The 25,081-nt window shown below is 72.6% G+C and carries 20 protein-coding genes and 2 tRNA genes; 6 read left to right on the top strand and 16 right to left on the bottom strand.

Translation table 11 applies throughout. The features are described from left to right. Positions 1-43: 43 nt before the first annotated feature. The 6 genes from ABZ386_RS30340 to ABZ386_RS30315 form a co-directional block, all read right to left on the bottom strand. A complete protein-coding gene (locus ABZ386_RS30340; RefSeq protein ID WP_358966744.1) occupies positions 44-2,194 on the bottom strand; it encodes a glycosyltransferase family 39 protein in 2,151 nt (716 codons plus the stop codon). Beyond that, positions 2,191-3,567, bottom strand: coding sequence for a bifunctional glycosyltransferase family 2/GtrA family protein (locus tag ABZ386_RS30335; RefSeq protein WP_351340770.1), 1,377 nt, complete (start codon positions 3,565-3,567; stop codon positions 2,191-2,193). Before ABZ386_RS30335 ends, ABZ386_RS30340 begins: the two co-directional genes overlap by 4 nt. 14 nt (positions 3,568-3,581) lie before the next feature. Continuing rightward, entirely contained in the window at positions 3,582-5,183 is a 1,602-nt protein-coding gene (locus tag ABZ386_RS30330; RefSeq protein WP_355715001.1) for a HAMP domain-containing sensor histidine kinase, read from the bottom strand. Beyond that, entirely contained in the window at positions 5,180-5,920 is a 741-nt protein-coding gene (locus ABZ386_RS30325; RefSeq protein WP_031115301.1) for a response regulator transcription factor, read from the bottom strand. The genes ABZ386_RS30330 and ABZ386_RS30325 overlap by 4 nt, the downstream gene beginning before the upstream one ends. Before the next feature lie 126 nt (positions 5,921-6,046). Further along, positions 6,047-6,919, bottom strand: a complete 873-nt coding sequence (locus tag ABZ386_RS30320) for a DUF2797 domain-containing protein (protein ID WP_358966741.1) — start codon at positions 6,917-6,919, stop codon at positions 6,047-6,049. Positions 6,920-7,014: 95 nt separating this feature from the next. Further along, positions 7,015-7,410 (bottom strand): HGxxPAAW family protein, encoded by a 396-nt coding sequence (locus ABZ386_RS30315; protein WP_358966739.1) that lies wholly within the window; start codon positions 7,408-7,410, stop codon positions 7,015-7,017. Between the two features lie 106 nt (positions 7,411-7,516). On the opposite strand from ABZ386_RS30315, the gene ABZ386_RS30310 reads away from it, so the two are divergent. Next, positions 7,517-7,993 carry a MarR family transcriptional regulator gene (locus ABZ386_RS30310; RefSeq protein ID WP_114254022.1) on the top strand — a complete coding sequence of 159 codons (477 nt, stop codon included), beginning with the start codon at positions 7,517-7,519 and terminating at the stop codon, positions 7,991-7,993. Between the two features lie 361 nt (positions 7,994-8,354). Here the strand turns inward: ABZ386_RS30310 and ABZ386_RS30305 are convergent, their stop codons facing one another. Beyond that, entirely contained in the window at positions 8,355-8,576 is a 222-nt protein-coding gene (locus tag ABZ386_RS30305) for a hypothetical protein (RefSeq protein WP_114254023.1), read from the bottom strand. Between the two features lie 162 nt (positions 8,577-8,738). Here ABZ386_RS30305 and ABZ386_RS30300 point away from each other — a divergent pair, with 162 nt between their 5' ends. Both ABZ386_RS30300 and ABZ386_RS30295 read left to right on the top strand, forming a co-directional pair. Further along, the gene (locus ABZ386_RS30300; RefSeq protein ID WP_358966736.1) at positions 8,739-10,193 is read left to right on the top strand and encodes a serine hydrolase domain-containing protein; all 1,455 of its coding nucleotides are present in this window, start codon (positions 8,739-8,741) and stop codon (positions 10,191-10,193) included. 147 nt (positions 10,194-10,340) lie between these two features. Then, on the top strand, positions 10,341-11,102 hold the full coding sequence (locus ABZ386_RS30295) for a hypothetical protein (RefSeq protein WP_351340753.1): 762 nt from the start codon (positions 10,341-10,343) through the stop codon (positions 11,100-11,102). Positions 11,103-11,156: 54 nt separating this feature from the next. Here the strand turns inward: ABZ386_RS30295 and ABZ386_RS30290 are convergent. Both ABZ386_RS30290 and ABZ386_RS30285 read right to left on the bottom strand, forming a co-directional pair. Continuing rightward, positions 11,157-11,229: transfer RNA gene (locus ABZ386_RS30290), tRNA-Arg, on the bottom strand. A gap of 194 nt (positions 11,230-11,423) precedes the next feature. Then, positions 11,424-11,514, bottom strand: a tRNA-Ser gene (locus tag ABZ386_RS30285). Between the two features lie 212 nt (positions 11,515-11,726). Here ABZ386_RS30285 and ABZ386_RS30280 point away from each other — a divergent pair. Together ABZ386_RS30280 and ABZ386_RS30275 are read left to right on the top strand one after the other, a co-directional pair. Next, positions 11,727-12,239, top strand: a complete 513-nt coding sequence (locus tag ABZ386_RS30280; RefSeq protein WP_351340733.1) for an SSI family serine proteinase inhibitor — start codon at positions 11,727-11,729, stop codon at positions 12,237-12,239. Positions 12,240-12,659: 420 nt separating this feature from the next. After that, positions 12,660-17,675: a PAS domain-containing protein gene (locus tag ABZ386_RS30275; protein WP_358966734.1), complete on the top strand. Its 5,016-nt coding sequence runs from the start codon at positions 12,660-12,662 to the stop codon at positions 17,673-17,675. A gap of 36 nt (positions 17,676-17,711) precedes the next feature. Here the strand turns inward: ABZ386_RS30275 and ABZ386_RS30270 are convergent, their stop codons facing one another. Together ABZ386_RS30270 and ABZ386_RS30265 are read right to left on the bottom strand one after the other, a co-directional pair. Beyond that, positions 17,712-18,032 carry an antibiotic biosynthesis monooxygenase family protein gene (locus ABZ386_RS30270; RefSeq protein WP_351340728.1) on the bottom strand — a complete coding sequence of 107 codons (321 nt, stop codon included), beginning with the start codon at positions 18,030-18,032 and terminating at the stop codon, positions 17,712-17,714. Positions 18,033-18,136: 104 nt separating this feature from the next. Beyond that, complete coding sequence (locus ABZ386_RS30265; RefSeq protein WP_355723104.1) at positions 18,137-18,715, bottom strand: TetR family transcriptional regulator; 579 nt, start codon at positions 18,713-18,715, stop codon at positions 18,137-18,139. A gap of 130 nt (positions 18,716-18,845) precedes the next feature. On the opposite strand from ABZ386_RS30265, the gene ABZ386_RS30260 reads away from it, so the two are divergent. Beyond that, a complete protein-coding gene (locus ABZ386_RS30260) occupies positions 18,846-20,051 on the top strand; it encodes an MFS transporter (RefSeq protein ID WP_358966730.1) in 1,206 nt (401 codons plus the stop codon). A 64-nt stretch (positions 20,052-20,115) separates the two neighbouring features. Here the strand turns inward: ABZ386_RS30260 and ABZ386_RS30255 are convergent, their stop codons facing one another. The 5 genes from ABZ386_RS30255 to ABZ386_RS30235 form a co-directional block, all read right to left on the bottom strand. Beyond that, positions 20,116-21,795, bottom strand: coding sequence for a long-chain fatty acid--CoA ligase (locus tag ABZ386_RS30255; RefSeq protein ID WP_355723110.1), 1,680 nt, complete (start codon positions 21,793-21,795; stop codon positions 20,116-20,118). A 102-nt stretch (positions 21,796-21,897) separates the two neighbouring features. Then, the gene (locus tag ABZ386_RS30250; protein ID WP_351340716.1) at positions 21,898-22,458 is read right to left on the bottom strand and encodes a SigE family RNA polymerase sigma factor; all 561 of its coding nucleotides are present in this window, start codon (positions 22,456-22,458) and stop codon (positions 21,898-21,900) included. Between the two features lie 133 nt (positions 22,459-22,591). Beyond that, complete coding sequence (locus tag ABZ386_RS30245) at positions 22,592-23,764, bottom strand: lipid-transfer protein (RefSeq protein WP_358966727.1); 1,173 nt, start codon at positions 23,762-23,764, stop codon at positions 22,592-22,594. Beyond that, positions 23,761-24,144 carry a MaoC family dehydratase gene (locus tag ABZ386_RS30240; RefSeq protein WP_351340712.1) on the bottom strand — a complete coding sequence of 128 codons (384 nt, stop codon included), beginning with the start codon at positions 24,142-24,144 and terminating at the stop codon, positions 23,761-23,763. The genes ABZ386_RS30245 and ABZ386_RS30240 overlap by 4 nt, the downstream gene beginning before the upstream one ends. Further along, a complete protein-coding gene (locus tag ABZ386_RS30235; RefSeq protein WP_351340710.1) occupies positions 24,141-25,055 on the bottom strand; it encodes an OB-fold domain-containing protein in 915 nt (304 codons plus the stop codon). The genes ABZ386_RS30240 and ABZ386_RS30235 overlap by 4 nt, the downstream gene beginning before the upstream one ends. Positions 25,056-25,081 lie beyond the last annotated feature (26 nt).

Genomic DNA, 25,081 nt, shown 5'->3' with positions numbered 1-25,081 from the left:
CGGTGGCGCGCTCGGCCACCGCCCTTCTCCCGGTCAGGGTCCGTCAGTCGCTCGCCTTCTGCGTGAGGTCGTAGAAGGTCGCCGAACCGACCGTGACCTTCTTGAAGTTGGCCTCGACCCAGGAGGTGATCCGGGAAGAGGTGCCGTCGCTGCTGCCGCCCATGCCGCCGCCCGAGCCGGAGGCGATGAAGTAGTGGATCTTCCCGTCGGCCACGTACTGCTTGAACTGGGCCAGGGTCGGGGACGGGTCGGTGCCGTTGAAGCCGCCGACGGCCATCACCGGCTCGCCCGTGGACAGCTGGTAACTCGCCGCGTTCTGGGCGCCGATGGCCGCCGCGGCCCACGTGTACTGGTCGGCGTCGGCCTCCAGCAGCTTCTTGGCCTGGGCGCTGACGCCGGCGCCGTTGAGCAGGCCGCCCATGCCGCCACCGCCGCCACCGCCCATGCCGCCCGTACGGCCGCCGTCGCCGTTCTGCTGGTTCTGGCCCTGTTGGTTCTGGCCCGGCATGCCGCCGCCGGGGAAGCCCTGCGGGCCTTGCTGGTTCTGCTGGCCCTGCTGGTTCTGCTGGCCTGGCCGGTTCTGGCCTCCGCCCGGGAAGCCGCCACCGCCGGGGCCGCCGCCGCCCGGGCCGCCGCGTCCGCCGGCCACCGCCGGGCCCGCCGTGACGATCGAGCCCGTGTGCCCCTCGTTCAGCGTGGTCAGGGTGTACGCCGCCGGACCGGCCAGCGCGGCGACGAGGCCCAGCCCCGCGGCGCCCAGGGCCAGTCGACGGCCCAGCCGCCCGGCGAAGACCAGGCCCAGGGCCGCGGTCAGACCCCCGACCAGCACCAGCCACTTCAGCCCGGGCAGGTAGTCGGAGGAGCGGTTGAGCAGGACGTACCCCCAGGCCGCGGTCGCCGTCGTCGCCGCCGCCAGGGTCAGCGACGCCCACGCCACGGCGCGCTTCTCCCAGAGCAGCGCCGCGCCCATGCCGATGAGCGGGGCGATGTAGGGGGCGAGGGCCACCGTGTAGTACTCGTGGAAGATGCCCTGCATGTAGCTGAAGACGAGCATGGTCGTGAGCAGCGCGCCGCCCCAGACGAGGAACGAACCGCGGGTCACCGACGTGCGCTTCGCCCTGCGGGTGGCCGCCAGAGCGGCGACGAGGAGGATCAGCGCGGCCGGGATCAGCCAGGAGATCTGGCCGCCGATGGAGGAGCTGAACAGCCGGTCCCAGCCGGTCTCGCCCCAGTTGCCGCCGCCTCCCCCGCCACCGCCGCCGACGCTGCCGGTCTCCTCGCCGTTGAGGCGGCCCAGGCCGTTGTAGCCGAAGGTCAGTTCCAGGAAGCTGTTGTTCTGCGAGCCGCCGATGTACGGCCGGGACGACGCGGGCCACAGCTCGACGATCGCCACCCACCAGCCGCCGGAGACGACGATCGCGGCCAGGCCGGCGGCGAGCTGCCCGATCCGCTTCCTCACCGGCACCGGCGCGCAGACGCCGTAGACCAGGGCGAGTCCCGGCAGGATGAGGAACGCCTGGAGGGTCTTGGCGAGGAAGGCGAAGCCGATGGCCGCGCCGGCCCAGACCAGCCACTTCGTACGGCCGTCCTCCAGGCCCCGGATGACGAGGTGGCAGGCCATGGCCATCAGCAGCGCCAGCAGCGCGTCCGGGTTGTTGAAGCGGAACATCAGCGCCGCGACGGGGGTGAGCGCGAGCACCGCGCCCGCGATCAGTCCGGCCGCGGCGCTGAACCGGCGCCGCACCGCCGCGTAGACGACGGCGACCGTACCGACGCCCATGAGGACCTCGGGGGCGAGGATCGCCCAGGAGCTGAGCCCGAAGAGCCGCACGGACAGGGCCATCGGCCACAGCGCGGCCGGGGGCTTGTCGACGGTGATGGCATTGGCCGCGTCCAGCGAGCCGAAGAAGAACGCCTTCCAGGACTGGCTGCCGGCCTGGACGGCCGCCGAGTAGAAGGAGTTGGCGTAGCCGGAGGCGCTCAGGTTGTAGAGGTAGAGCACGGTGGTGGCGAGCAGCAGGCCGAGGAAGGCCGGGCGGGCCCAGCGGGGGTCCTCGGGGCGTCCGTGCCACAGGCGCCGCGGCAGGGGCCGTTTCGGCTCACCGCCCTCGGGGGCGGCCGGACGCGTCCAGGTCTCGGGAAGCGTGGCCGGCGTGGCTCTGCCGTCGGCCCGCTGGTCGTAGTGGACGGTCATCGCAGGTCCCTCGCATCGTTGTCGTGCGGACGCACCGGCAGCAGCTGCACGGTCGCGTCCCGCCAGGAGTCCGCGACGTCACCGGCGCGGAAGTGAGTGGAGTCGTACGGGGCGGCCACCGGGGCGTCGTCCCCCCGCCGGTCGGGGAACACCCACGCCCGGAAGAGCAGGAAGCGCAGGACGGTCGCCGCGAGGTTGGCGGCGATGAGGACGGCCAGTTCGGTGGAATGGGCGGGATCGGACGTGGCGGCGTTGAGCGCGGCGAGCGAACCGCTGGTCAGGGCGAGCCCGATACCGAAGACGACCAGGCCCTGCGCCTGGTGCCGTACGGCCCCGCCGCGCCCCCGCACCCCGAAGGTGAGCCGCCGGTTCGCCGCCGTGTTGGCGATCGCGGAGACCAGCAGGGCGAGGGCGTTGGCGACCTGCGAGCCGGTGAAGACGCGGAAGCCGCTGTAGAGCAGCAGGTAGAAGAGGGTCGACAGGCCGCCGACCACGCAGAACCCGACGAGCTGGCGGGCCAGGCCCCTCGGCACGTCCTGGATCTCGCGGTCGCGCGGGTCGTCGCCGAACGGCCGGGTGAGCCGGTCCAGCGGCAGCGACCCGGTGGCCAGGGCCCTGCCGACCCGCCACACGCCCTTGAGGTCGTCGGTGGCGGTCCTGACGATGTGCACGGTCGAGTCCGGGTCGTCGACCCAGTCGACGGGGACTTCGTGGATACGGAGTCCCGCGCGCTCGGCGAGCACCAGCATCTCGGTGTCGAAGAACCAGCCGGTGTCCTCGACCAGCGGCAGCAGCACCTGCGCGACGTCACGGCGGATCGCCTTGAAGCCGCACTGGGCGTCGGAGAAGCGGGCCTGGAGCGAGCCGCGCAGGATGAGGTTGTAGGCCCGGCTGATGAACTCCCGCTTGGGGCCGCGCACCACGCGCGAGCTGCGGGCGAGCCGGGAGCCGATCGCGAGGTCCGAGTGGCCGGAGATCAGCGGCGCCACCAGCGGGAGCAGGGCGTTGAGGTCGGTGGACAGGTCCACGTCCATGTAGGCGAGGACGGGGGCGTCCGAGGCCGACCAGACGGCCCGCAGGGCCCGGCCGCGGCCCTTCTGTTCGAGGCGGCAGGTGGTGACCTCGGGCATCTGTGCCGCCAGCCGGGCGGCGACCTGCGGGGTGGTGTCCGTGGAGGCGTTGTCCGCGATCGTGATGCGGAACGCGTACGGGAACGTCCGGGCCAGGTGCTCGTGCAGTCTGCGGACGCACGGCTGGAGGTCCTTCTCCTCGTTGTAGACGGGGATCACTACGTCCAGGACAGGCGTACCGGCTGGTGCGGCCGGGAGGTGCTCCCGCGCCGGCAGGGTGCCGGGAGAAGAATCGGTTCGCATGGAACCGACTTTCGTCAGGCGCCCTGTTGTGCCCATGTGGTGACGCTGTGGCGTGCCTGTGAGTGCTGTTGCGGGCTCATTTCCCGCTGCGGCTGGGGCGGCAGCGCGGGCAGGTGCACCGTGAACACGGTCCGCCCCGGCACGCTGTCGACGGTCACGGCACCGCCGTGCGCGGTCGCCACGGCCTGCACGATGGCGAGGCCGAGTCCGGTCGAGCCGGTGGCGCGGGAGCGCGCGGAGTCGCCCCGCGCGAACCGCTCGAAGACGTGCGGCAGCAACTCGGCCGGGATGCCCTGTCCGTTGTCCTCGACGTCCACGCACAGCCAGGGGCCGCGCCGCTGCACCCGCGCGGTGACGGTCGTACCGGGTGGCGTGTGGGTGCGGGCGTTGCCGAGCAGGTTGACCAGGACCTGTTGCAGCCGGGCCGCGTCCGCCGGGACGAGCGCGGGCTCGTCGGGCAGGTCCAGCCGCCAGTTGTGGTCCGGGCCGGCGGCCCGGGCGTCGCTGACGGTGTCCACGACCAGCGGTACGAGATCGGTCTGCTCGAACCGCAGCGGCCGCCCCGCGTCCAGCCGGGCGAGCAGCAGCAGGTCCTCCACGAGCAGCGTCATCCGGCCCGCCTCGGACTCGATACGGCCCAGGGCGTGCCGGGTGTCGGGCCCGACCTGCTCCCTGCCGCGTCTGGTGAGTTCGGCGTAACCGCGGATGGAGGCGAGGGGCGTCCGCAGCTCGTGACTGGCGTCGGCGACGAACTGCCGTACCCGCATCTCGCTCTGCTGCCGTGCGTGCAGCGCCCCGTGGACGTGGTCGAGCATCCGGTTCAGCGCGGCACCGACCTGCCCGACCTCGGTGTGCGGATCGGTCTCGGAGTCGGGCACGCGCTCGCTGAGGTTCACCTCGCCGGTGTGCAGGGGCAGTTCGGAAACGCGGGTGGCGGTGGCGGCGACCCGGCGGAGGGGGCGGGTGGCGACGCCGATGAGGACGGAGCCGGCGATGGCGGCGGCGACCAGCCCGGCACCGGTGACGCTCACCTCGACGAGGATCAGGGTGTTGATGGTGGAGGTGACCGACTCGGTGGGCAGGGCGACGTAGTAGGCGTCCCCGTCGCGCCCGAGGACGTACTGCACGCGGTACTCGCCGAGACCGGGGATGTCGACGGTGTGCATGCCCCGGGTGGGCACGTCGGCCAGGGCGGCCCTCTGCTCGGCGGTGAGGTCCACGGGCGTGTTCCCCTGGAAGGGGCCGTTCTCGTTGGACACCTCCTGGGCGAGGACCGCCCGGGTGACCGTGCCGTCGGCGCCGACCTCGGCGGCGATGGTGCGGGGCTGCGCCGGTCCCTTGACGAAGCCGGTGATCCGGTCCGTCGCGTCGTTGTCCTTCTCACCGCCGGGTTTCATGGGGCCCGACAGGCGCTTGCCGGCGTCGTCGACCTGGCCGTTCAGCTGCTCGTACAGATGCGACCGCAGGGCAAGCGTCGTCACCGTCCCGATCACCGCGCACACCACGGCGATCAGCACCACGGACGCGACGACGAGCCGCGTCCGCAGCGTGCGCGGCCTGCCTGGCCGCTGCCCGCCTGCCGTGCGCTGCGCACGCGGTCGTCGTCGTCCGCTCATGACGCCGCGGGCTTGATCAGATAACCGGCGCCGCGCCGCGTGTGGATCATCGGCTCGCGCCCGGCGTCGATCTTCCGCCGCAGATAGGAGATGTAGAGCTCGACGACGTTGGCCTGCCCACCGAAGTCGTACGACCACACCCGATCCAGGATCTGCGCCTTGCTGAGCACGCGCCGCGGATTGCGCATCAGGAACCGCAGCAGCTCGAACTCGGTCGCGGTCAGGTGGATGTTCTCGCCGCCCCGGCTGACCTCGTGGCTGTCCTCGTCGAGGGTGAGGTCGCCGACGACCAGCACGGAGTCGGAGCGCCGGTCGGCCGCGCCGGACCGCCGTATCAGCCCCCGCAGCCGCGCGACGACCTCCTCCAGGCTGAACGGCTTGGTGACGTAGTCGTCCCCGCCCGCCGTGAGCCCGGCGATCCGGTCCTCGACGGCGTCCTTGGCGGTCAGGAACAGCACGGGCACGTCCGGCAGCTCGCGGCGCAGCCGCCCGAGCACGGTCAGCCCGTCCATGTCCGGCAGCATCATGTCGAGGACGACGGCGTCGGGCCGGAAGTCACGCGCGGTCTGGATCGCGCCCGTGCCGTCGCCGGCACTCCGGATCTGCCATCCCTCGTAGCGCAGGGCCATGGACAGCAGCTCGGTGATCGACATCTCGTCGTCCACCACAAGCACTCGGACGGGGCTCCCGTCCGGCCTCAGCAGTTCGGTGCGCCCCTGGGGCGAGGTCGTGGTCATGTGAACACGATGTCGAGGCCCTCTGAGAGCGCCCTTTCGGCAACCTGTGATTTGCCTGAGAACCGCACAGGCACTTCTCAGGAACCGCCTGGGCGAGCCGCAGGGGCCGGGCGAGACCGCGCGGCTTCAGAACAAGCCGTCCTGCACACCCGCCGCCTCCCGGAACGCCCGGACCGGAACCGTCGGTTCAGCGCTCGTGGCGGGTACCAGACCCCACCCGGTCATCAGCCGGGTGTCCAGCACGACCACACCGCCCCCGGTCGCCAGATGCAGATCGGGCCCGGCGGCAGCGATCAGCTCCCCACTGACCACGCCCCCGGCGACCAGCCCGCTCACCTCCCCGACGGCGGCAGGCACCCCCGCGAGTCCGAACGCCTCGACGTGATCGACTATCTGCAGCGGCGCCCGCGCGAGCGACTCCGGCCAGGCGGGGAGCGCCACGGTCCGCGTGTGCAACGCGGTGATCTCGCTGGCCCGGTCGACGGCCGCCTCCGGCAGCCCGGCCCGCACGGCCCGCTTCTCGGCGTACGGAATCCGGTCGGGCACGCGCAGGGCGGCCCGCAGCAGCTCCTCGGTACGCCGAGCCGCCATGAGAGGACCGACACCCAGCCAGCTGAAGCAGACGGCCCCCTGCTCGAGCAGCCGCGCGGAGCCCCGCTCCACTGCCGTGATCCCGACCTTGACCATGCCGGGACCGAACCAGGCCAGATATACGTGGTACGGCCGCGGATCGTCCGCGAGGGTGTCCGCCGCCACGGAGTGCGCCCGGTCCAGCCGCGCACACTCCTCGCACCGCGCCCCCGTACTCCGCGCCGGCACGGCCGCCCCCGCCGGACACGCATGCCCCCGAGCCCCCACACATGTCCGCACGCCCCCTTCCGCGACCGCGAAGGCCACGCGTTTCCCCCAGGTCAGCGCGGTGCGCCGCCCGCCGTCCCAGAGCAGCACGGGACCGTCCGCCGACCACCGCAGCCCCGAGCACTTCCATGCCTGTGCCATCCCTGTCGAGCGTAGGGGGCACCACTGACAACGGCGGCACCACTGACAACGGGGGCGAGCCTGGGACGTATCTCAGCAGCCGACGAGGACAGACCTCACCGCGCGGAGTCGGCCCCCACGGCAGCGGCGGTCTCCCGCTCCCCGTCCCGCTGGGCAGGCATGGCCAGGTCCGCCGAGCGCCCGGGACCCCGCCGCCCTCGCCCGGCCAGCCGGCACCCCAGGCAGTCCTCGTGCCCACCCGGCGCCGCCGAATCCCGCACGCGCCACCCCCACTCGTCCCGGGGCCGCAGGCCGGGACCCTTCCCCCACCCGGCGAGATGCAACGCCCAGGTGACCAGGAGACTCACGGCCCCGATCGCGATCCCGCCGGCGATCAACAGGCCCGAGACCGTGACGACGCCCAGCCCGGCCACACCGGCGCCCACGCTGGCGATCCCGAATCCGACCCACCCCGCGACCGTGTGCCCGTGGTCATACTGATGTGCGCTCACGTGCTGTCCCCTCGCCCATGAGGCCCCGGGAGGACCAGAGCACCCCCGACCCCTCACCACTAAGCCATTGACGGCCCAAACTTCTCACGAACTAAGGGAATTGGGAATGCAAGCCAAGCCGCGTCCGGCCGCCACACCGGAGCAGGCGCTCTCGGCGATGGACCACCTCATCGCGACCCACCTGGTCGGACAGCACGAGATCGCCCAGCAGGTGGGGCTGAGTGTGACCGACCTCACCTGCTTCGCCTACGTGCTCGAGGCCGGGGAGAACCTCCCCACGGCCGGCGACCTGGCGGCCCGGGTCCACGTCACCACAGGCGCAGTCACCGGCATCCTCGACCGCCTGGAGCGCGCCGGCTACATCACCCGCCGCCCCGACCCGACCGACCGCCGCCGCGTCCGCGTGGCCGCCCGGCCGGAGGCGGTCGCCCGTATCCGCGAGGTCTACGAGCCGTACTACGCCCGCCTGACGCGGCTCTTCGCGGACTACTCCCCCGAGGAGATCGCGGTCCTCAACGACTGGTTCACCCGCGCGAGCGCCCTGGCGGCGGACTACCTGGAGGAACACTGCCGCACCGACTGAACGGCCCCGGTCGCCTGACGGGGGGGAAGACGCGAAGGCGGGAAGGCGGAACATGCCAGAGGCTCTGAGGATCATCGACCCTCAGAGCCTCTGGCCCGAGCGCACTCGTGAAACTAAGCCGCCTTGGATCGCGCCGAACGCCGCGCCGGGGCGGGCTCCCCGGGGTCCTCGGTCAGGAAGGTGTCGTCCTCCCCGAAGTCCGGGGCCTGGAAGGGGTTCATCGCCGGCGGCGGCGATGCTGCGGCGGAACGGCGGGGTTGCCCTTCCGGAGCGGAGAACAGCGAAGTCGGTTCGATGAGAGTCTCTCTTTCGTTGCAGGCCCCTGGAGGGGCCTTGCGTGCCGTGACCGGGCACAGCGGTCCTACAGCTTGGTCATCTTGGCGTACGGGCTCAAGATCCGCATCGGCGCCGACCCGAAGTCGACGAGCGCCGCGATCCCGTCCTCGATGCCGATGACCCTCCCGAGGCCGTACATGTCGTGGGTGACCTGGTCACCCACGGCGAAGTGCTTGGGAGCCGGTGCGACCGGAGCCTTGAAAGGGCTGGTGGGCAAGTGACGCTTCTGTGCAGCAGGCTTTGTCATTGCCCCCAGTATGCGCCTACATGCATCCGATGCGCCCGTGGTCGCCCACGATCAGCTCGCTCAGCACTAGCGCACACCGTACGCACATTGCGTACAGCGCTTCCGCATGCGTACAGTGTTCGCATCGCGGGAACGCCGTACGCATCACAGTCGGGAGCAGGCATGTCGAACAACGTGAGCTGGGACGAGCAGGGCAACTGGGACGCCAGGGGCGAGTGGGGGACCCTGGACTCGGCGGGTCGGAAGCTGGACCTCGCCCACTGGCAGTCCCGGCTCGACGAGCTGCGCGCCAAGCACCACGTCCCGGCCGCCTCGCTGGCGTTACTCGTCGACGGGGTCGTACACGAGCTGGCCAGCGGCGTGCTGCACCGCGGAACGGGCGTGGAGGCGACGACCGACTCGGTCTTCCAGATGGGCTCGATCGCCAAGGTGTACACCGCCACCCTGATCATGCAGCTCGCCGATGCGGGCCGACTGGACCTGGACGCACCGGTCGTGGACGTACTGCCGGAGTTCTCGGTCGCCGACCCCGAGTCGACCAGGGCGATCACCACACGCCGGCTGCTCAGCCACACGAGCGGCCTCACCTGTGACTTCACCTATGACAGCGGGCGCGGCGACGACTGCCTCGCCAAGTACGTCGAGGCCGCGAAGGGCGTGGCGCTCGACTGCCCGCCCGGCGAGGCGCTCTCGTACAGCAGCATCGGGTACAACGTGCTCGGCCGCATCATCGAGGTGCTGACCGGCAAGGTCTGGGACGAGGCACTGAAGGACCTGCTCCTCACCCCGCTGGGCCTCGACCACACGGTGACGCTGCCCGAGGAGGCGCTGCGGTTCCGGGCGGCGATGAGCCACCTGGGCGAGCCGGGCCAGGACCCGGACCCGGCACCGTCCTGGGACCTGATGCCGCGCTCGGCGGGCCCGTACGGCCGGGTCATCGCCACGGCCGGGGACCTCGCGCGGCTCGCGCGGATGCACCTCGCGGGCGGAGTGGCGCAGGACGGCACCCGGCTGCTCTCCCAGGAGACCGTCGCGCTGATGCAGCGCCGGGTCGTGGACTCCCCCGACAAGTGGTCGGTCAGCGCGGACGGCTGGGGCCTGGGCTGGACCCTCTACGACTGGAACGGCGTCCAGGGCTACGGCCACGACGGCGCCTCCATCGGACAGTACGGCTATCTGCGCGTCGTCCCGTCGGCGGGTGTCGCGGTCGCGCTGCTCACCAACGGCGGCGGTGCGCGTGAGCTGTACGCCGCGCTCTACCGGGAACTCCTCGCCGAACTGGCCGGGGTGACGATGCCGGACGCGTTCGCCCCGCCGGCCGAGCCTCCCGTGGTCGACTTCGCGCCGCTCGTCGGCACGTACCGGCGCGAGGGCGTGGTCATCACCGTGACCGAGCGGGACGGTGCGGGGCACATGGCGTACGAGTTCGTCGACGGCATGAAGGACTTCTCCGAAGCCCTAAAGATCGATCTGGTACCCGTGACGGAGACGGTTTTCGCCGGTACGGGGGTGGGCGCGGCGTTCAGCGAGGACTACATGCCCGTCATCTTCTCCACGCTGACGGACGGCACCGGATGCGTGTACATCGGAATGCGCTGCGGCCCCAAGGTCGCGTAGCCCTCCGTTTCGCCGTCAATAATTGAATTCACCGTCGGGATGCAGGGCCGATCGGGTGAGCGTAGCGTTATACGGGGGAATTCGAGGGTGGATTTAATTCTTTTCGCGTCGCGATGATACGCGGAAACAGGCCAGAGAGGCGCGACGATGTCAGAGCGCATTCTTTTCTACAGCGCGTCCAAAGGGCGCGGTGTCATCTCTTCCATCGATGACGACAACAACATGGGAGACGTCCGCGTCTTCCCCGAGGGCAGCTTCGCCAAGGACTGGACGGCGGTCACCGGGCTCAGCGGCGACCGCATGCTGTTCTACAGCGCCTCCAAGGGCCGCGGCGTCGTCACGTCCGTCGATGACGACAACAACATGGCGGACCTCCATGTCATCCCCGAGGGCAGCTTCGCCAGAGACTGGACGGCAGTCACCGCTCTGAGCGGCGATCGCATTCTGTTCTACGGCGCGTCCAAGGGCCGCGGTGTCGTCGCCTCTATCGACGACAACAACAGCATGGGAGACGTCCGCGTCTTCCCCGAAGGCAGCTTCGCCAGAGACTGGACGGCAGTCACGGCCCTGAGCGGCGACCGCATTCTGTTCTACGGCGCGTCCAAGGGCCGCGGTGTCGTCTGCTCCGTCGACGACAACAACACCATCGCGGACGTCCGCGTCTTCCCCGAGGGCAGCTTCGCCAAGGACTGGACATCGGTCACCGGCCTCAGCGACGACCGCATCCTCTTCTACGGCAGGGCGAAAGGCCGCGGCGTCGTCTGCTCCGTCGACGACGGCAACACCATCGCCGATGTCCGCGTCATCCCCGAAGGCAGCTTCGCCAAGGACTGGACCGAGGTCAGCTTCGTGCATCCGCTGGAGAGCCACCTGAGAGTGGGCCGCTCCGCGGAAACCCAGCTCGCGTAGATATGCACACACCAGAGGCCCTGTGGACTGATCCACAGGGCCTCTGGTCTGCTGTGCACTCGGCAGGATTCGAACCTGCAACCTTCTGATCCGTAGTCAGATGCTCTATCCGTTAAGCTACGAGTGCTTGTTCTGTTTTTTCGCCGCTCTCGGGCCTTCCGGCTCGCTCGCGGCGACAGGAAGAACATTACATGACTGCCGCCGCCATGTGAAATCCGTTTGCCACACCCCTTGTGACCTGCGGAAACGGCCGTACGGGGGGTGCTGGAGGCAACGACAGCGAAGCCCCGGTCGGTGGGACCGGGGCTTCGTGATCGGGTGCGGAGGCGGAGGGATTTGAACCCTCGATGGGCTTTAAAACCCAAACCGCATTAGCAGTGCGGCGCCATAGACCGGACTAGGCGACGCCTCCCAGCACATCCCCACGCGCGAGCGCGAGTCGGTGCGTGCCGATGATGACACAGTCGAGCGTGGTGTCACCAATCGACCCCCACGGTACTAGGCGGGAAGGGCGCAGGGCAAAGGCCTTGTCGCGGGCGTGCGCCGTCCCAGGGGACCGGCGCGCGGGACCGGCGCATGGGCGTCCCCGCGCAACGTCCGGGACCCTGTCGCGTTAGGCAGGGCATGTTGCGTGCCACCCCCCGGGCCACTGCCCGCCCCACCCTGCGGCGCCTCCTCGTCGGCGCCGCCGCCTCCGTCGCCGCCGCCGGTTCCCTGACCTCGGTGTCCCCGGCCGCGTATGCCCAGGCCGACGCGCCCGGCCCGCTGTCCCCGAGCCGGCTCGGCGCCGGCCCGGACCGTGATCACCTCACCGTCACCGTGCGGAACGCCGGCGGCGGGGTCGACGGGACGTTCGAGCTGTACTGCGCGCCCGAGGGCGGCAGCCACCCCGACCCGCGCGGAGCCTGCGCCGCCCTCGAGCGGGACACCCGCTGGGGGCAGGACCTCTTCGCGCCCGCGCCGGAAGGCGGCTTCTGCACCATGCAGTACGGCGGTCCCGCCACCGCGCACGTCACCGGCACCTGGGCCGGACGCCGAGTCGACGCCACGTACGACCGTCGCGACGGCTGCCAGATCGCCCGTTGGGACCGGCTCGTGCCGCTCCTGCCGGACATGGGCGGCGACGCGGGGGCCTGAAGACGCGGGCCCCTGAGATCCGACGCGGGGGCCTGAGAACCACCTGAGAGTCAGAGGCGCGTGCATCCGGGGGGGGGCTGTCAGCCAAGGACGGCCCCCCTCCCTGCACCCCCCGGGCCATCCCCCACGCACACCCCGTTTGCGCCACACTCCGCCCCGATCACGCCAGCCCGGCCGAAAGGTACAGAAACACCTCCGTCGTAAAGGTCCCGCGAAGGTCCCGCGACGTCGTCGCAGGAGGGCGGGCGTTTCCTCTTACTCGGTCGTCAGTTCGGGGTCACTTCCTCGTGCGACCTCGCTCTCATCCGGCGTCGCGAGCGCAACCGCAGCCCTTAGACTCCCTCGCGTGACACGGCCCGGGACGGTTGGCAAGATGGCCCGAGCGGTCGGCAAGGTGCGGTAACAGGGAGGAAGCGTCGCGTGAGCAGCAGGCCATCCCGAGGCGCTGCTCGCCTCGCAGCCATACTGGACGCTCTTCCCGACGCGTTGGTGCTGGTCAATGCCAACGGGACGGTCGTCAACGCCAACACCATCGCCCTGGAGGCCTTCGAGACCCCGGGGACCGCACTGGTCGGGCGCGGGCTGCTCGATCTGCTGCCGCACTTCGACTCCAAGCTGATCCCGGGCTCGATGCGACGGCCGGAGCACCTCGACCCGCGGGCCCGGACCAAGCCGACCCGGATGGTCGCGCGCCGGACCGACGGGACCGAGTTCCCCGTCGAGGTCACCAGTGCGAATCTGGAGAACGGGCAGCAGGCCTACGACAGTTACGGCTACAGCGGTGACGAGCTGCTCATGCTCGTCGTGCGGGACCTCACGGGAACCGTCGACACCGAGGCCGAGCTGGCGCGCTCGCAGCGGCAGACCGAGATGATCCTGCGGGCCGCGGCCGAGGGCGTCGTCGGCACCGACACCGACGGGCGGATCGTCCTCGTCAATCCGGCCGCCGCCCAGATACTGGGTTACCGGGCCAGCGATCTCGGCGGGCGGGAGCTGCACACGCTCGTGCTGCACTCGCGCGGCGACGGGTCGCCCTTCCCGTACGACGAGTCGCCGCTCGCCGACACCCTGCGCTCCGGGCGCAAGCACCGGGTGCGCGGGCAGGTGCTGTACGCCAAGGACGGCGGGAAGGTGCCGGTCGACCTGACGACCGCGCCCGTGCGCGACGGCGACCAGCTCGTCGGCGCCGTCATGACCTTCACCGACCGGCGGCCCTACGACGCCGTCGTCGAGGAGAAGGAGGCGGCGGAGAAGCGCCACGCCGAGGAGCTGGAGCGGGTCGCCGAGGAACACGCCTCCGAGCTGACCGCGCTGCGCCAGCAGCACGTCACCGAGCTGGAGGAGCTGCGCGAGCGGCACGCCGAGGAACTCGCCGCCGGCGAGGAGCGGTACGCCGCGCTCGGGGAGCGGGAGAAGGACCGGTACGAGGCGCTCGCCGCCCGGCACGAGCAGCTGCTGACCCTGCTCGGGCGGTCCCTGCGCGGGCCGCTGGAGGAGCTGCGGCGTGAGCTGGCCGCACTCGCCGCGGACGACGCCGGGCAGCTGTGGCCCGAGGCCAACCAGGTGCTCCACCATCTGTCGGCCGGCTACTCGCGCATCACGACACTGATCGACAACGTCCTCGGCTACCAGCGGCTCGACGCGGGCAGCGAGGACATCTCCCGTACGAAGGTGATGCTGGACGCCGTCGTCGCCGCCGGTGTCGACGGGGCCGTCGAGCTCATCGGGCCCGGGCGGGTGCAGTTCGCCGTGCACGCGCCGCCCATCGAGGCCGAGGTCGATCCCCGGCTGCTCGCGACCGCCCTCGCGCACCTCGTCGCCGACGTGGCGGGGGTCGACGCGACCGGCAACACGCCCGTGTCGGCGGGCGGTTACCTGGACAACACCGTCGTCGTGGCGGCGGCGCAGCGCGGCGAGGTCGTCCGCATCGAGGTGCGCGGGCCGTACGCCGGCGGCGACACGGTGCACGAGCCGATCGTCCGCGGGATCGTCCGGGCGCACGGCGGTGTGCTGCAGACGCATGAGGTGCCGGGGATGAGCGGGAGCGCGTACGTCCTCGAAGTGCCGATCGGGGGCGGGGCCGGGGCGGTCACCGCGGAGGCGGTCGACGAGGCCGTTCCCGATGCCTCCGATGCCCCGGATGTCACCGCTGCCACCGCTGCCACCGTTGCCACCGCTGTTCCCGATGAGCAGTCCTCCGGTGGAGGGCGGCGTCGGGCGCGGCGGTCGTCCACCGATGCCTTCCTGGACGCGGATGCTGCGGGTGCCGAGGGTGACGTGGCCGGTGGTGCGGGGGCCGGTGATTCCGGCTCCGGTGCCGGTGCTGGTTCCGGTGCCGATGGGGTCGTGCCCACCGGGCGGCGGCGGAGGCGGGCCGCCGGGGAACCGGCCGCCCTTCCGGCGCAGGCCTCCGGCGAGGGCGGGGCCGTGTCGGGCGGTACCGGGCGGCGGCGCGGTCGGCCCGCCGAGGACGCCGGTGCGGCTGCCCTCGGGAGTGCCGTCCAGGGTGTCGCCGAGGGGGCCGTCGTCACGGCCGCCGAGCACGCGGCCGGGACCGCCGCCTCGGGTACGGGGCTGGGCGGGACCGTTCCGCCGCAGGGCGTGCCCGCGCCGTCCGGACGGCGGGCCCGGCGCGAACCGGGTGAGCAACACGCGTTGCCGCCGGCGCTGCCCGCGTCGCCGTCCGGTGAGGCCGCTGGTGCCGCCGGCGCGGCTCAGGGGCAGGCCCCGCAGCCGACGGGGCGTCGACGGCGTGCGCTGGCCGCCGCCAACGAGCGGGCGGCACAGCAGGAGGCAGCCGGGCCGCGTCAGGTGTTCGCGCTGCCGCCGGCCGAAGCCGACCAGGCGGTGCCGGGGCACCAGGAGGTTCCGGTCGGGCAGGCCGGCCAGGTGCCGGGTCAGGGCCAAGACCAGGGCCAGGGGCAGGGTCAGGGGGCCGTCGCGGTTCCCGGGCCGGGGGGCTCCGGGGGCGGGGGCGTCGAGGAGGGGCGGCACGACGCCGTCCCGCACGACCAGTCCGCCGATCACACCCCGCCGCAGCCGCATCCCACCAGCGCGCCGACGGGTCGTCGGCGACGGGCCGTGGCGCCACAGCCGGCCGCCGAGGGGGCCGGAGCGGCCCAGGCCCAGGCACCGGGCAGCGTCCCCGTCCCCGGTTCGCCCGGGCAGGGGGCCGGACATCCGGTTCCTGCGGCGGGGGCTGGACATCCGCTTCCCGCGGCGGGGGGTGCCGACCAGGCCGGACCGGCAGCGGCGGGTTCCGTGCCCGGCGGTTCCGTGCCCGCCGGTGCTGCGGCTGCCGGTGTTGTGCCTGCCGGCGCTGCGCCCGCCGGGGCCGAGCAGATGGTTCCCGCGCAGCAGGACGCCGACGGCCGGGTTCCGCAGGGGCAGGGCGTTCCCGGGCAGGCCGTCCCCGCGCAGGGCGCTCCCGCGCAGGTCGGGGTGGCCGCCGGTCAGGTCGCGCCGGGTACGGCCGTGCCGCCGCAGGGCGTGCCCGTTCCGGCGCAGGGCAACGCCGTCCAGCCGCAAGGCGGCGCCCCGGGAGGTGCCCCTGGCGGGAATGCTCCGCAGGGGAACGTCCCCCACGTCCCCCACGTCCCCCACGTCCCCCAACCGCAGGGGGCCGTGGCCGGACCGCAGGGCGCTGCCGTCCCGCCCCAGGGCGTCGCGGCCCCTCCCCAGGGCGGCTCCGTACCCCCCCAGGGCGTCGTACCCCCGCAGGGCGTCGCGGCCCCTCCCCAGGGCGGCTCCGTACCCCCCCAGGGCGTCGTGCCCCCGCAGGGCGTCGCCGTGCCCGCGTCGCAGGGCGTCGTACCCCCGCAAGGCGTCGCCGTACCGCCGCCCGGTGGGCTCGGGCACAGTGTGCAGGCGGCGCTGCCGGGGCAGGCGGTTCAGGCTCCGGCCCAGATGCAGCCCCAGGTCGCGCAGCCCCTGCCGCAGCAGGGTGTCGCCGCGCCGGGGCAGCAGACCTCCGCCGGTCAGCCGCTGCCCGCCGAGGCCGCCCCGGGCCAGGGGACTCCGCCCCGCGGCACCCCCGCCGCCCAGACCTGGCCCGCCGCCGACGACACCTCGGGAGCCGGTGTCGCCGTACCGCCGAACGGCGCCCGGCAGGCCCCGCAGCCGCACACCCCGGGCCCGGGCACCCCGCTGCCCGCGGAGGGCGCTCCGCGGTCGGCCCAGCCGTTGCCCGCCGAGGCCGCCGCGGGTGTCGATCCGAACTCCACGCAGGGGCGGGCCATCAGCGTGCGGACGCTGGGGCAGGGCGTGCCCTTCAACCGGCAGGCGGCACAGGTCCAGCAGCCGGCCGCGCCCCCGGCTCCGGGCGGGACGCCTCCCCCGCACCAGCCCGGTGGGTCCGGACGGCGCCGCAAGCTCGGCACGCCGCCCGACCCGGCCACGCGTACGGAGCCGGGGGCGCGTCCGGAGCAGGCCGCGCGGCCGCATCCGGCGGGCGAGGCGACGCCCGCGCCGGGCCCCGGCCAGGTGCAGGCCCCGGCTCAGGCACAGGTTCAGGCGCCGGTGTCCGCGCCGGTTCCCGCGCAGCCCTCCCTCGCCGGGCAGTCCCGGCTCGCGCAGCTGACCGAGGGCGGCGGGCGGTCGTACGCCATAGGCGCTCCGGACGAGAACGCCGCCGAGGGGCCGGAGCCGCTGGACGGGCCGGGCGGTGCCGTCGAGGTGGCCGATCCGCCGCGGCCGCAGCCGATGGACGACGAGCTGCCGCCGGAGCCGCTGGACAACCCGCGGCGGCTGCTGGTGTGGCCGGCGCCGGACGTCAGCACGCAGCAGGCGCTGAGCGACCGCGGCTACCGGCCGGTGATCGTGCACTCGCGCGAGGAGGTCGACGCGCAGATCGCGGCCTTCCCCGCCGCGCTGTTCGTCGACCCGCTGACCGGGCCGATCACCCGGACGGCACTGCAGTCGCTGCGGCAGGCCGCCGTGGCCGCCGAGGTGCCGGTGCTGGTCACGGCCGGGCTCGGGCAGGCCTCGCGGGACGCGGCGTACGGCGCCGACCCGGCGGTGCTGCTGAAGGCGCTGGCGCCGCGCGACAGTGAGCAGCATCCGCCGCGCGTCCTGCTCATCGAGGAGCACGCGGAGATCGCGCTGGCGCTGACGGCGACGCTGGAGCGGCGCGGGATGCAGGTCGCGCGGGCCGCGAGCGAAGCGGACGCGGTGGCGCTGGCGGGGCAGTTCCGGCCGAACCTGGTCGTGATGGACCTGCTCCAGGTGCATCGGCGGCAGGCCGGGATCGTGGACTGGCTGCGGGCGAACGGGCAGCTCAACCGCACCCCGCTCGTCGTCTACACGGCCGCCGTCGACCAGGCCGACCTGCCGCGGCTGGCCTCCGGAGAAACGGTGCTCTTCCTCGCGGAGCGGTCCACCAGCGGCGAGGTGCAGACGCGGATCGTCGAGCTGCTGGCCCGGATCGGGACCAACTAGGGGCCTCTGCGGCAGTTCGCCGGGGAGGCTGGGAACCTACGGCCGGTGTACGGAGACGACCTCGTACGGTACGAGGTCGAGCGTCGCGATCTTCAGTACCTGCTCCATGCACGCCCGTACCTCGGGGTCTTCGCGCGCGGCCGCAAGATCCGCTTGCGAGCGCCACTGGTTGTAATTGGCCACTCGCGTGCCCTCAAGACCCCGGTGGATATTGGCCTGCACATAGCCGGGCTGCTTCGGCATGACCTCGCGCGCCATGTGCTGGAGCAGCTCGATGAGGCGTTGCTGATGCTCGGGAGCGACGGTGAAGACATTGATGTACGTGACCACGTCGCCGCCCGTGCTGATCTCGGTCATGTTCCGTATCTCCTCGCAGGCCCTGTGACACACGGTGTCCGTCGCAGGAGGCAACACGGATCGGCGCCGGGTTTCTTCCAGACCGTGGCGCTGCGCCACGCGCTCTAACGCGCCGTCAGCCGGCGGGCCGCCTCCTTGACCGAGGCGCGCAGGCGCTGCTGGTCGGTGTCGTCGTCGCCGACCAGGATGCGCCGCATCTGCGGGACGACGGCGGTCCAGTTGGCCAGGGCGGTCAGCAGGAAGAGCAGGTCGGCCGCCGGGATCGCGGCGGTGACGACGCCCCGGTCCTGGCCGTCCTGGAGGGCGGCGACCTTGCGGCGGTAGTGCTCCTGGCGGTCGGACTCGTGGGGCAGTTCGGTGCTGCCGTACTCCAGGCCCTCCCAGAAGAGCAGGCGCAGCAGCTCCGGGTGGGCGGCGTGGTAGTCCATGAGGCGGTCGATCCAGCTCTCCAGGTCGTCCGGGTCGACGGGGACGGCCTCGGCGAGGTGGAGCATCTTGCGTTCGAGGACGATCGCGAACAGCTCGGCCTTGTTGCCGAAGTAGGCGTAGATCAGCTGTTTGTTGGCCTTGGCCTCGGCGGCGATGCGGTCGATGCGGGCGCCGGCGATGCCGTGCCGGGCGAATTCGGCGACCGCCGCATCGAAGATCCGGGCCTTGGTGGCCTCGGGGTCCCTTGCTGCCATGGGGGAGAGGGTAGCGCGCCTGGTAACCAACTGTTTGGTTGACGGGGAATGGCGGAGGCACCCACACTGTTGCCTCATCATCCAACCAACTAGTTAGTTGCTAGAGCCGACTCCAAGGAGTCCTCCCCTCATGCCGTCAGCGACCACGACCACGTCCCGCCGGGCCTCCGCCGCCCCCGTGCGGCAGGGGCGCACGCCCGCGCCCGGTCTCTTCCTCACCCTGCTCGCCGTCTGCAGCGCGGTGACCGCCGCCAACATCTACCTCGCCGCGCCGCTGCTCTCCCTCATGGCCCGCGACTTCGGCTCGGCGCCCTCGGCCCTCGCCTGGATCGCCTCGGTCGCGCAGCTCGGCTACGCGGTCGGCCTGCTGTTCTTCGCCCCGCTCGGCGACAGCGCGAACCGCCGTCGGCTGGTCGCGGGGCTCACCGTCGTCACCGCCCTGTCGCTGGCCGCCAGTGCGGCCGCGCCGGGCGCCGCCGCCCTCGCCGTCGCGATGTTCGTCGCCTCGGCCGCGACCGTCATCCCGCAGCTGCTCGTCCCGCTGGTCGCCGAGCGCGCCCCCGCGGACCGGCGGGCCCGGCATGTCGCGGCCGTCATAGCCGGCCTGTTCACCGGGATCGTCGCGGCCCGGGTGCTGGGCGGAATCGCCGGGCAGGCCTTCGGCTGGCGCTGGGTGTTTGCCGGGGCGGCCCTGCTGACCCTCGTCCTGGGCCTCGCGACCGCCGTCGTCCTGCCGTCGCAGCGGCGGCGGGAAGGGCCGCTGTTCGCGGGTCTGGCCGCGCTGCCGTCGGTGCTGCGGCGCTCGCCGGACCTGTGGCGGGCGTGCGTGCGGCAGGCCGGGATGTTCGGGGCGTGGAGCGCGCTGTGGACCTCGCTCGCGCTGCTGCTGACCGGGCCGGTGTACGGGCTGTCCACCGCGACCGCCGGGCTGTTCGGGCTCTTCGGGCTGACGGCGAGCGCGGTGGCGCCGCTGGCCGGCGGGTTCGTGGACCGGTTCGGCGCGGCGCGCGTCGTGCGGTCCGCGTATCTGCTCGCCGCCGTGTCGGTGCCGCTGTTCTGGCTGGGCGGGCACATGCTGGGGGCGCTGTTCGCCGCCGCGGTCCTGATCCACGCGGCGCTGGTCGCGTCCCACGTCGCCAACCAGACGCTCGCCCTCACCGCGACCTCCACGCCCGCCACCGCCAACACCGCCTACGTCGTCGCCGGCTTCGCGGGCGGCGCGGCCGCCTCGGCCCTCGCGGGCGCCGCCTTCAGCCACTTCGGCTGGGGCGGGGTGTGCGCAGTCGCCGGGCTGTGGCTGGTGCTGGGGTGGGGGGTGACCTGGTCGCGGCGGTGATCTCGCTCGGTCGACGTGACAGCCCCTGGCCGTGGCCAGGGGCTGTCGGACGGGGCCGGTGGGGTCAGGCGAGGCTCGTGACGTCCAGCTCGCCCTGTGCGTACTGCCTGCGCAGGACCTTCTTGTCGAACTTGCCGACGCTCGTCTTCGGGACCGACTCGATGACCGTCCAGCGCTCCGGGAGCTGCCACTTGGCGATCTTTCCCTCGTCGGCGAGGAAGGCGCGCAGGGTCTCGAACGTGGCGGTGGCGCCCTCCTTGAGGACGACCGTGGCCAGGGGGCGCTCGCCCCACTTGTCGTCGGGGACGGCGACGACCGCCGCCTCGGCGACGTCCGGGTGGGACATCAGCGCGTTCTCCAGCTCCACCGAGGAGATCCACTCGCCGCCGGACTTGATGACGTCCTTGGCGCGGTCGGTGAGGGTGAGGTAGCCGTCGGGCGAGATCGTGCCGACGTCGCCGGTCTTGAGCCAGCCGTCCTCGCTGAACTTGTCGGCGGGGCGGAGGGGGTCGGCGTCCGGGCCGTTGTAGTACGCCCCGGCGATCCACGGGCCGCGCACCTCCAGCTCACCCGCCGACTCGCCGTCCCAGGGGAGGCGTTCGCCGCCCGGGCCGGTCAGCCGGGCCTCGACACCGGCCGGGAAGCGGCCCTGGGTGAGGCGGTAGGAGAACTCCTCGTCCGTGCCGACCACGTGGGCCGGCGGACGGGCGACCGTGCCGAGCGGGGACGTCTCCGTCATGCCCCAGGCGTGGCAGACCCGCATGCCCAGCTTGTCGAAGGCCTCCATCAGCGACGGCGGGCAGGCCGAGCCGCCGATGGTGACCTGGGTGAGGGAGGTGACGTCCCGGGGGTGCGCGGTCAGCTCCGCGAGCAGGCCCTGCCAGATGGTGGGGACGGCGGCCGCGTGGGTCGGCTTCTCGCGCTCGATCATCGCGGCGAGGGGGGCCGGCTGGAGGAAGCGGTCCGGCATCAGCAGGTTCACGCCGGTCATGAAGGTGGCGTGCGGCAGGCCCCAGGCGTTCACGTGGAACTGGGGGACCACGACCAGCGAGGTGTCCTGGTCCGTGAGGCCCATCGACTGGGCCATGTTGACCTGCATGGAGTGCAGGTAGATGGAGCGGTGGCTGTAGACCACGCCCTTGGGGTCGCCGGTGGTGCCGGAGGTGTAGCACATGGCGGCGGCCTGGCGTTCGTCCAGCTCGGGCCAGTCGTAGGAGGTGGGCTTCCCGGCGATCAGGTCCTCGTACTCGTGCACCTGCGCGGTCGCCTCCGCGAGCAGCGAGCGGTCCCCGGGGCCGGTGACCACCACGTGTTCGACGGTCTTCAGGTGCGGCAGCAGCGGGGCGAGCAGGGGGAGCAGCGAACCGTTGGCGATGATCACGCGGTCGGCGGCGTGGTGGACGATCCAGGCCAGCTGCTCGGGCGGGAGGCGGAGGTTCAGGGTGTGCAGGACCGCGCCCATGGACGGGATCGCGAAGTACGCCTCGACGTGCTCGGCGTTGTTCCAGGCCAGGGTCGCGACGCGCTCGTCGGCGGTGACGCCGAGGTCCTCGCGCAGCGCGTGGGCCAGCTGGGCCGCGCGGGCGCCGATCTCCGCGAAGGAGCGGCGGTGCGGTTCGTCCTCACCGGTCCACGTGGTCACCTGCGATGTCCCGTGGATCGTCGACCCGTGGGTCAGGATCCTGGAGATCAACAGCGGTACGTCCTGCATGGTGCTCAGCACGGCGTCCTCCCGGGGCGACATTGCCTGCGCGGTGGTAAGGGTTGCGCTGATTCTGCGCACATACCACGCGGTATGTCACTAGGAGGCGGTGATCGATCAGGTGACGTCGGCCGACACTTCGGCTCAGGACCGAACAAGTCCCAGCTCGGCGTCCTCCCGGAGCTTGCCCAGGGCCCGCGACACGGCCGACTTCACCGTGCCCACCGACACACCGAGCACCTCCGCCGTCTGGACCTCGCTGAGGTCCTCGTAGTACCTGAGGACCACCATCGCCCGCTGCCGCGCGGGCAGCCGCATGATCGCCCGCCACATCGCGTCGCGCAGCGCCTGCTGCTCGGCCGGGTCGTCGCCGCCGGGCACCGGCTCCGGCTCGGGCAGCTCGTCGCAGGCGAACTCGTCGACCTTGCGCTTGCGCCACTGCGACGTCCGCGTGTTCAGCAGCGCCCGGCGCACATAGCCGTCGAGGGCGCGGTGGTCCTCGATGCGCTCCCAGGCGACGTACGTCTTGGCGAGGGCGGTCTGCAGCAGGTCCTCCGCGTCGCTCGGGTTGCCGGTGAGCGAGCGGGCGGTGCGCAGGAGCACCGGCTGGCGGGCCTTGACGTACGACGAGAACGACGGGTAGGGAAGGGTCCGCTCCGCTGGTGCGGCCGCCTTCGAAGCGCTCGTGCAGACGAGTGTGGTCATGGCTCAACGCTATGAGCGGGCCGGTACCGAGCGGATCGGCCGCAGGTCCCGAAGCGGGATCCCCCTCAGGTTGTAGGGGTAGGGGTGGCTGCACCTCCTGTAGGTGGAGCGGCGGGCCCCGGGTACTGCGGGTTCACCCCTGGGGGTCGGCGGTCAGGACGAGTCCCGACGTGGGCACGCCCGTCCCGGCCGTCACCAGGACCCGTTCCGCGCCCGGCACCTGGTTCACCGCCGTGCCCCTGATCTGCCGGACGGCCTCCGCGATGCCGTTCATGCCGTGCAGGTACGCCTCCCCCAGCTGGCCGCCGTGGGTGTTGAGCGGCAGCCGGGTCTCGGCCACGAAGTCCGCCGCCTCGCCGGGGCCGCAGAAGCCGAACTCCTCCAGCTGCATCAGCACGAACGGCGTGAAGTGGTCGTAGAGGATCCCCACGTCGACGGCGTCCGGCGTGAGCCCCGAGCCGCGCCACAGCTGCCGCGCCACGACCGCCGTCTCGGGCAGGCCGGTGAGGTCGCCGCGGTAGAAGCCGGTCATCTGCTCCTGCGCGCGTCCGGCGCCCTGGGCGGCGGCGGCGATCACGGCGGGCGGGTGGGACAGGTCGCGGGCCCGTTCGACGGAGGTGACGACGAGCGCCTGTCCGCCGTCCGTCTCCTGGCAGCAGTCCAGCAGCCGCAGCGGCTCGACGATCCACCGGGACGCGGCGTGGTCGGCGAGGGTGATGGGACGGCCGTGGAAGTAGGCGGCCGGGTTGGTCGCCGCGTACCTGCGGTCGGTGACGGCCACGTGCCCGAAGGCCTCCGGGGTCAGCCCGTAGGTGTGGAGGTACCGCCGGGCCGCCATCGCCACCCAGGAGGCCGGGGTGAGCAGGCCGAACGGCAGCGTCCAGCCGAGCACCGCGCCCTCCGCCGTGGGCTCCCGGTGCCGTACGCCGGAGCCGAAGCGGCGGCCGGAGCGCTCGTTGAACGCCCGGTAGCAGACGACCACGTCGGCCACGCCGGCGGCGATCGCGAGGGCCGCCTGCTGGACGGTGGCGCAGGCCGCTCCGCCGCCGTAGTGGATCCGGGAGAAGAAGGACAGCTCGCCGATGCCGGCCGCCTGGGCGACGGTGATCTCGGGGCTGGTGTCCATGGTGAAGGTGACCATCCCGTCGACGTCGGCCGGTGTCAGGCCCGCGTCCGCCAGGGCCGCGCGCACCGCCTCGACGGCCAGGCGCAGTTCGCTGCGGCCCGAGTCCTTGGAGAACTCCGTGGCCCCCACACCGACGACGGCCGCGCGCCCGCCGAGTCCGTCCCGGCTCCTCGGGCTCATGCCGGGACCCGTACCGTGACCGTGCCGGTGACGTGCGTGCCGAGGCCGTTCGCGCCGACGACCCGGACCGTCGCGGTGTCGCCGTCGACCTCCTCGACCGTGCCGGTCAGCACCATGGTGTCGCCGGGGTGGTTGGGCGCGCCGAGCCGGATGGCGACCCGGCGCAGGACGGCCCCGGGGCCGAAGTGGTCCGTGATGTAGCGGCCGACCAGGCCGTTGGTGGTCAGGATGTTCATGAAGATGTCGGGGGAGCCCTTCCCCCGGGCCGCGTCCGGGTCGTGGTGCACGTCCTGGTAGTCGCGGGAGGCGATCGCCCCGGCGACGATCAGCGTGCGGGTGATCGGGATCTCCAGCGGCGGGAGGCGGTCGCCGGGGTTCACGGCGTCACCCCCTGGAACACCGGCAGCACCAGCTCGTCGTCGTAGCGCCGGAACTCCAGCCGGACCGGCATGCCGATGCGGACCTCGTCGTACGGCACCCCGACCACGTTGCTGACGATCCGCACGCCCTCGGCGAGCTCGATCAGGCCGACCGCGTAAGGAGGCTCGAAGGCCGGGAAGGGCGGGTGGTGCATGACGACGTAGGAGTAGACCGTGCCCTCGCCGCTCGCCGCGACGGTGTCCCAGTCCGGGGAGCCGCAGCCGTGGCAGCCCGGCAGCCAGGGGAAACGGAGGGCGCGGCAGGCGGTGCAGCGCTGGATCAGCAGTTCGTGGCGGGCCACGCCCTCCCAGAAGCCGGCGTTGTCGCGGTTGACGACGGGGCGAGGGCGCGTTTCCCGGGGCGTGTTCCGCCGGCGCTCGGGGGCGTACTTGAGGATGCGGAAGCGGTGGGTGCCGGCGAGTGCGCCGTCCGCCCGGATGTCCGTGCGGGTGGTGACGAAGTAGCCCGTCCCGAGCTTCGTGGTCTTGCGGCCGGAGACCGACTCGATCACCGAGTCGAAGGTGATCCGGTCGCCCGGGCGCAGGGGGCGCAGGTACTCCTGCTCGCAGTCGGTGGCGACGACGGCGGTGCAGCCCGCCTCGTCGAGCAGGCCGAGCAGTTCGTCGTAGGCGGCCGCGCGTCCCGGGTGGCCGGACAGGCCGCCCATCGTCCAGACCTGGAGCATGGTGGGCGGGGCCACCGCGTCCGGTCCCGCGTAGGCGGGGTGGGTGTCGCCCATCGCCTCGCACCAGTGCCTGATCATCGGCTCGTTGACGGGGTCCTTCCCCACGCCGGTGACGGCCGCGGGCCGCCCCTCGTAGGCCTTCAGGCGCGCCTCTAACTCCTCGTGGACATCGGGCTCACCGCTCACGGTTTCTGACTGTCCGTCAGATATCG

The sequence above is a fragment of the Streptomyces sp. NPDC006140 genome (assembly GCF_040628815.1).
In the GTDB taxonomy this organism is placed as follows: Bacteria; Actinomycetota; Actinomycetes; order Streptomycetales; family Streptomycetaceae; genus Streptomyces.
The sequence above is the reverse complement of the archived record's forward strand: the minus strand, read 5'-3'. Positions and strand labels throughout refer to the sequence as shown.

Coding starts and splice junctions, on each gene's coding strand:
- ABZ386_RS30340 (WP_358966744.1), bottom strand. CDS start 2,194: ATGACCGTCCACTACGACCAGCGGGCCGACGGCAGAGCCACGCCGGCC.
- ABZ386_RS30335 (WP_351340770.1), bottom strand. CDS start 3,567: ATGCGAACCGATTCTTCTCCCGGCACCCTGCCGGCGCGGGAGCACCTC.
- ABZ386_RS30330 (WP_355715001.1), bottom strand. CDS start 5,183: ATGAGCGGACGACGACGACCGCGTGCGCAGCGCACGGCAGGCGGGCAG.
- ABZ386_RS30325 (WP_031115301.1), bottom strand. CDS start 5,920: ATGACCACGACCTCGCCCCAGGGGCGCACCGAACTGCTGAGGCCGGAC.
- ABZ386_RS30320 (WP_358966741.1), bottom strand. CDS start 6,919: ATGGCACAGGCATGGAAGTGCTCGGGGCTGCGGTGGTCGGCGGACGGT.
- ABZ386_RS30310 (WP_114254022.1), top strand. CDS start 7,517: ATGCAAGCCAAGCCGCGTCCGGCCGCCACACCGGAGCAGGCGCTCTCG.
- ABZ386_RS30305 (WP_114254023.1), bottom strand. CDS start 8,576: ATGACAAAGCCTGCTGCACAGAAGCGTCACTTGCCCACCAGCCCTTTC.
- ABZ386_RS30300 (WP_358966736.1), top strand. CDS start 8,739: ATGTCGAACAACGTGAGCTGGGACGAGCAGGGCAACTGGGACGCCAGG.
- ABZ386_RS30295 (WP_351340753.1), top strand. CDS start 10,341: ATGTCAGAGCGCATTCTTTTCTACAGCGCGTCCAAAGGGCGCGGTGTC.
- ABZ386_RS30280 (WP_351340733.1), top strand. CDS start 11,727: ATGTTGCGTGCCACCCCCCGGGCCACTGCCCGCCCCACCCTGCGGCGC.
- ABZ386_RS30270 (WP_351340728.1), bottom strand. CDS start 18,032: ATGACCGAGATCAGCACGGGCGGCGACGTGGTCACGTACATCAATGTC.
- ABZ386_RS30265 (WP_355723104.1), bottom strand. CDS start 18,715: ATGGCAGCAAGGGACCCCGAGGCCACCAAGGCCCGGATCTTCGATGCG.
- ABZ386_RS30260 (WP_358966730.1), top strand. CDS start 18,846: ATGCCGTCAGCGACCACGACCACGTCCCGCCGGGCCTCCGCCGCCCCC.
- ABZ386_RS30255 (WP_355723110.1), bottom strand. CDS start 21,795: ATGTCGCCCCGGGAGGACGCCGTGCTGAGCACCATGCAGGACGTACCG.
- ABZ386_RS30250 (WP_351340716.1), bottom strand. CDS start 22,458: ATGACCACACTCGTCTGCACGAGCGCTTCGAAGGCGGCCGCACCAGCG.
- ABZ386_RS30245 (WP_358966727.1), bottom strand. CDS start 23,764: ATGAGCCCGAGGAGCCGGGACGGACTCGGCGGGCGCGCGGCCGTCGTC.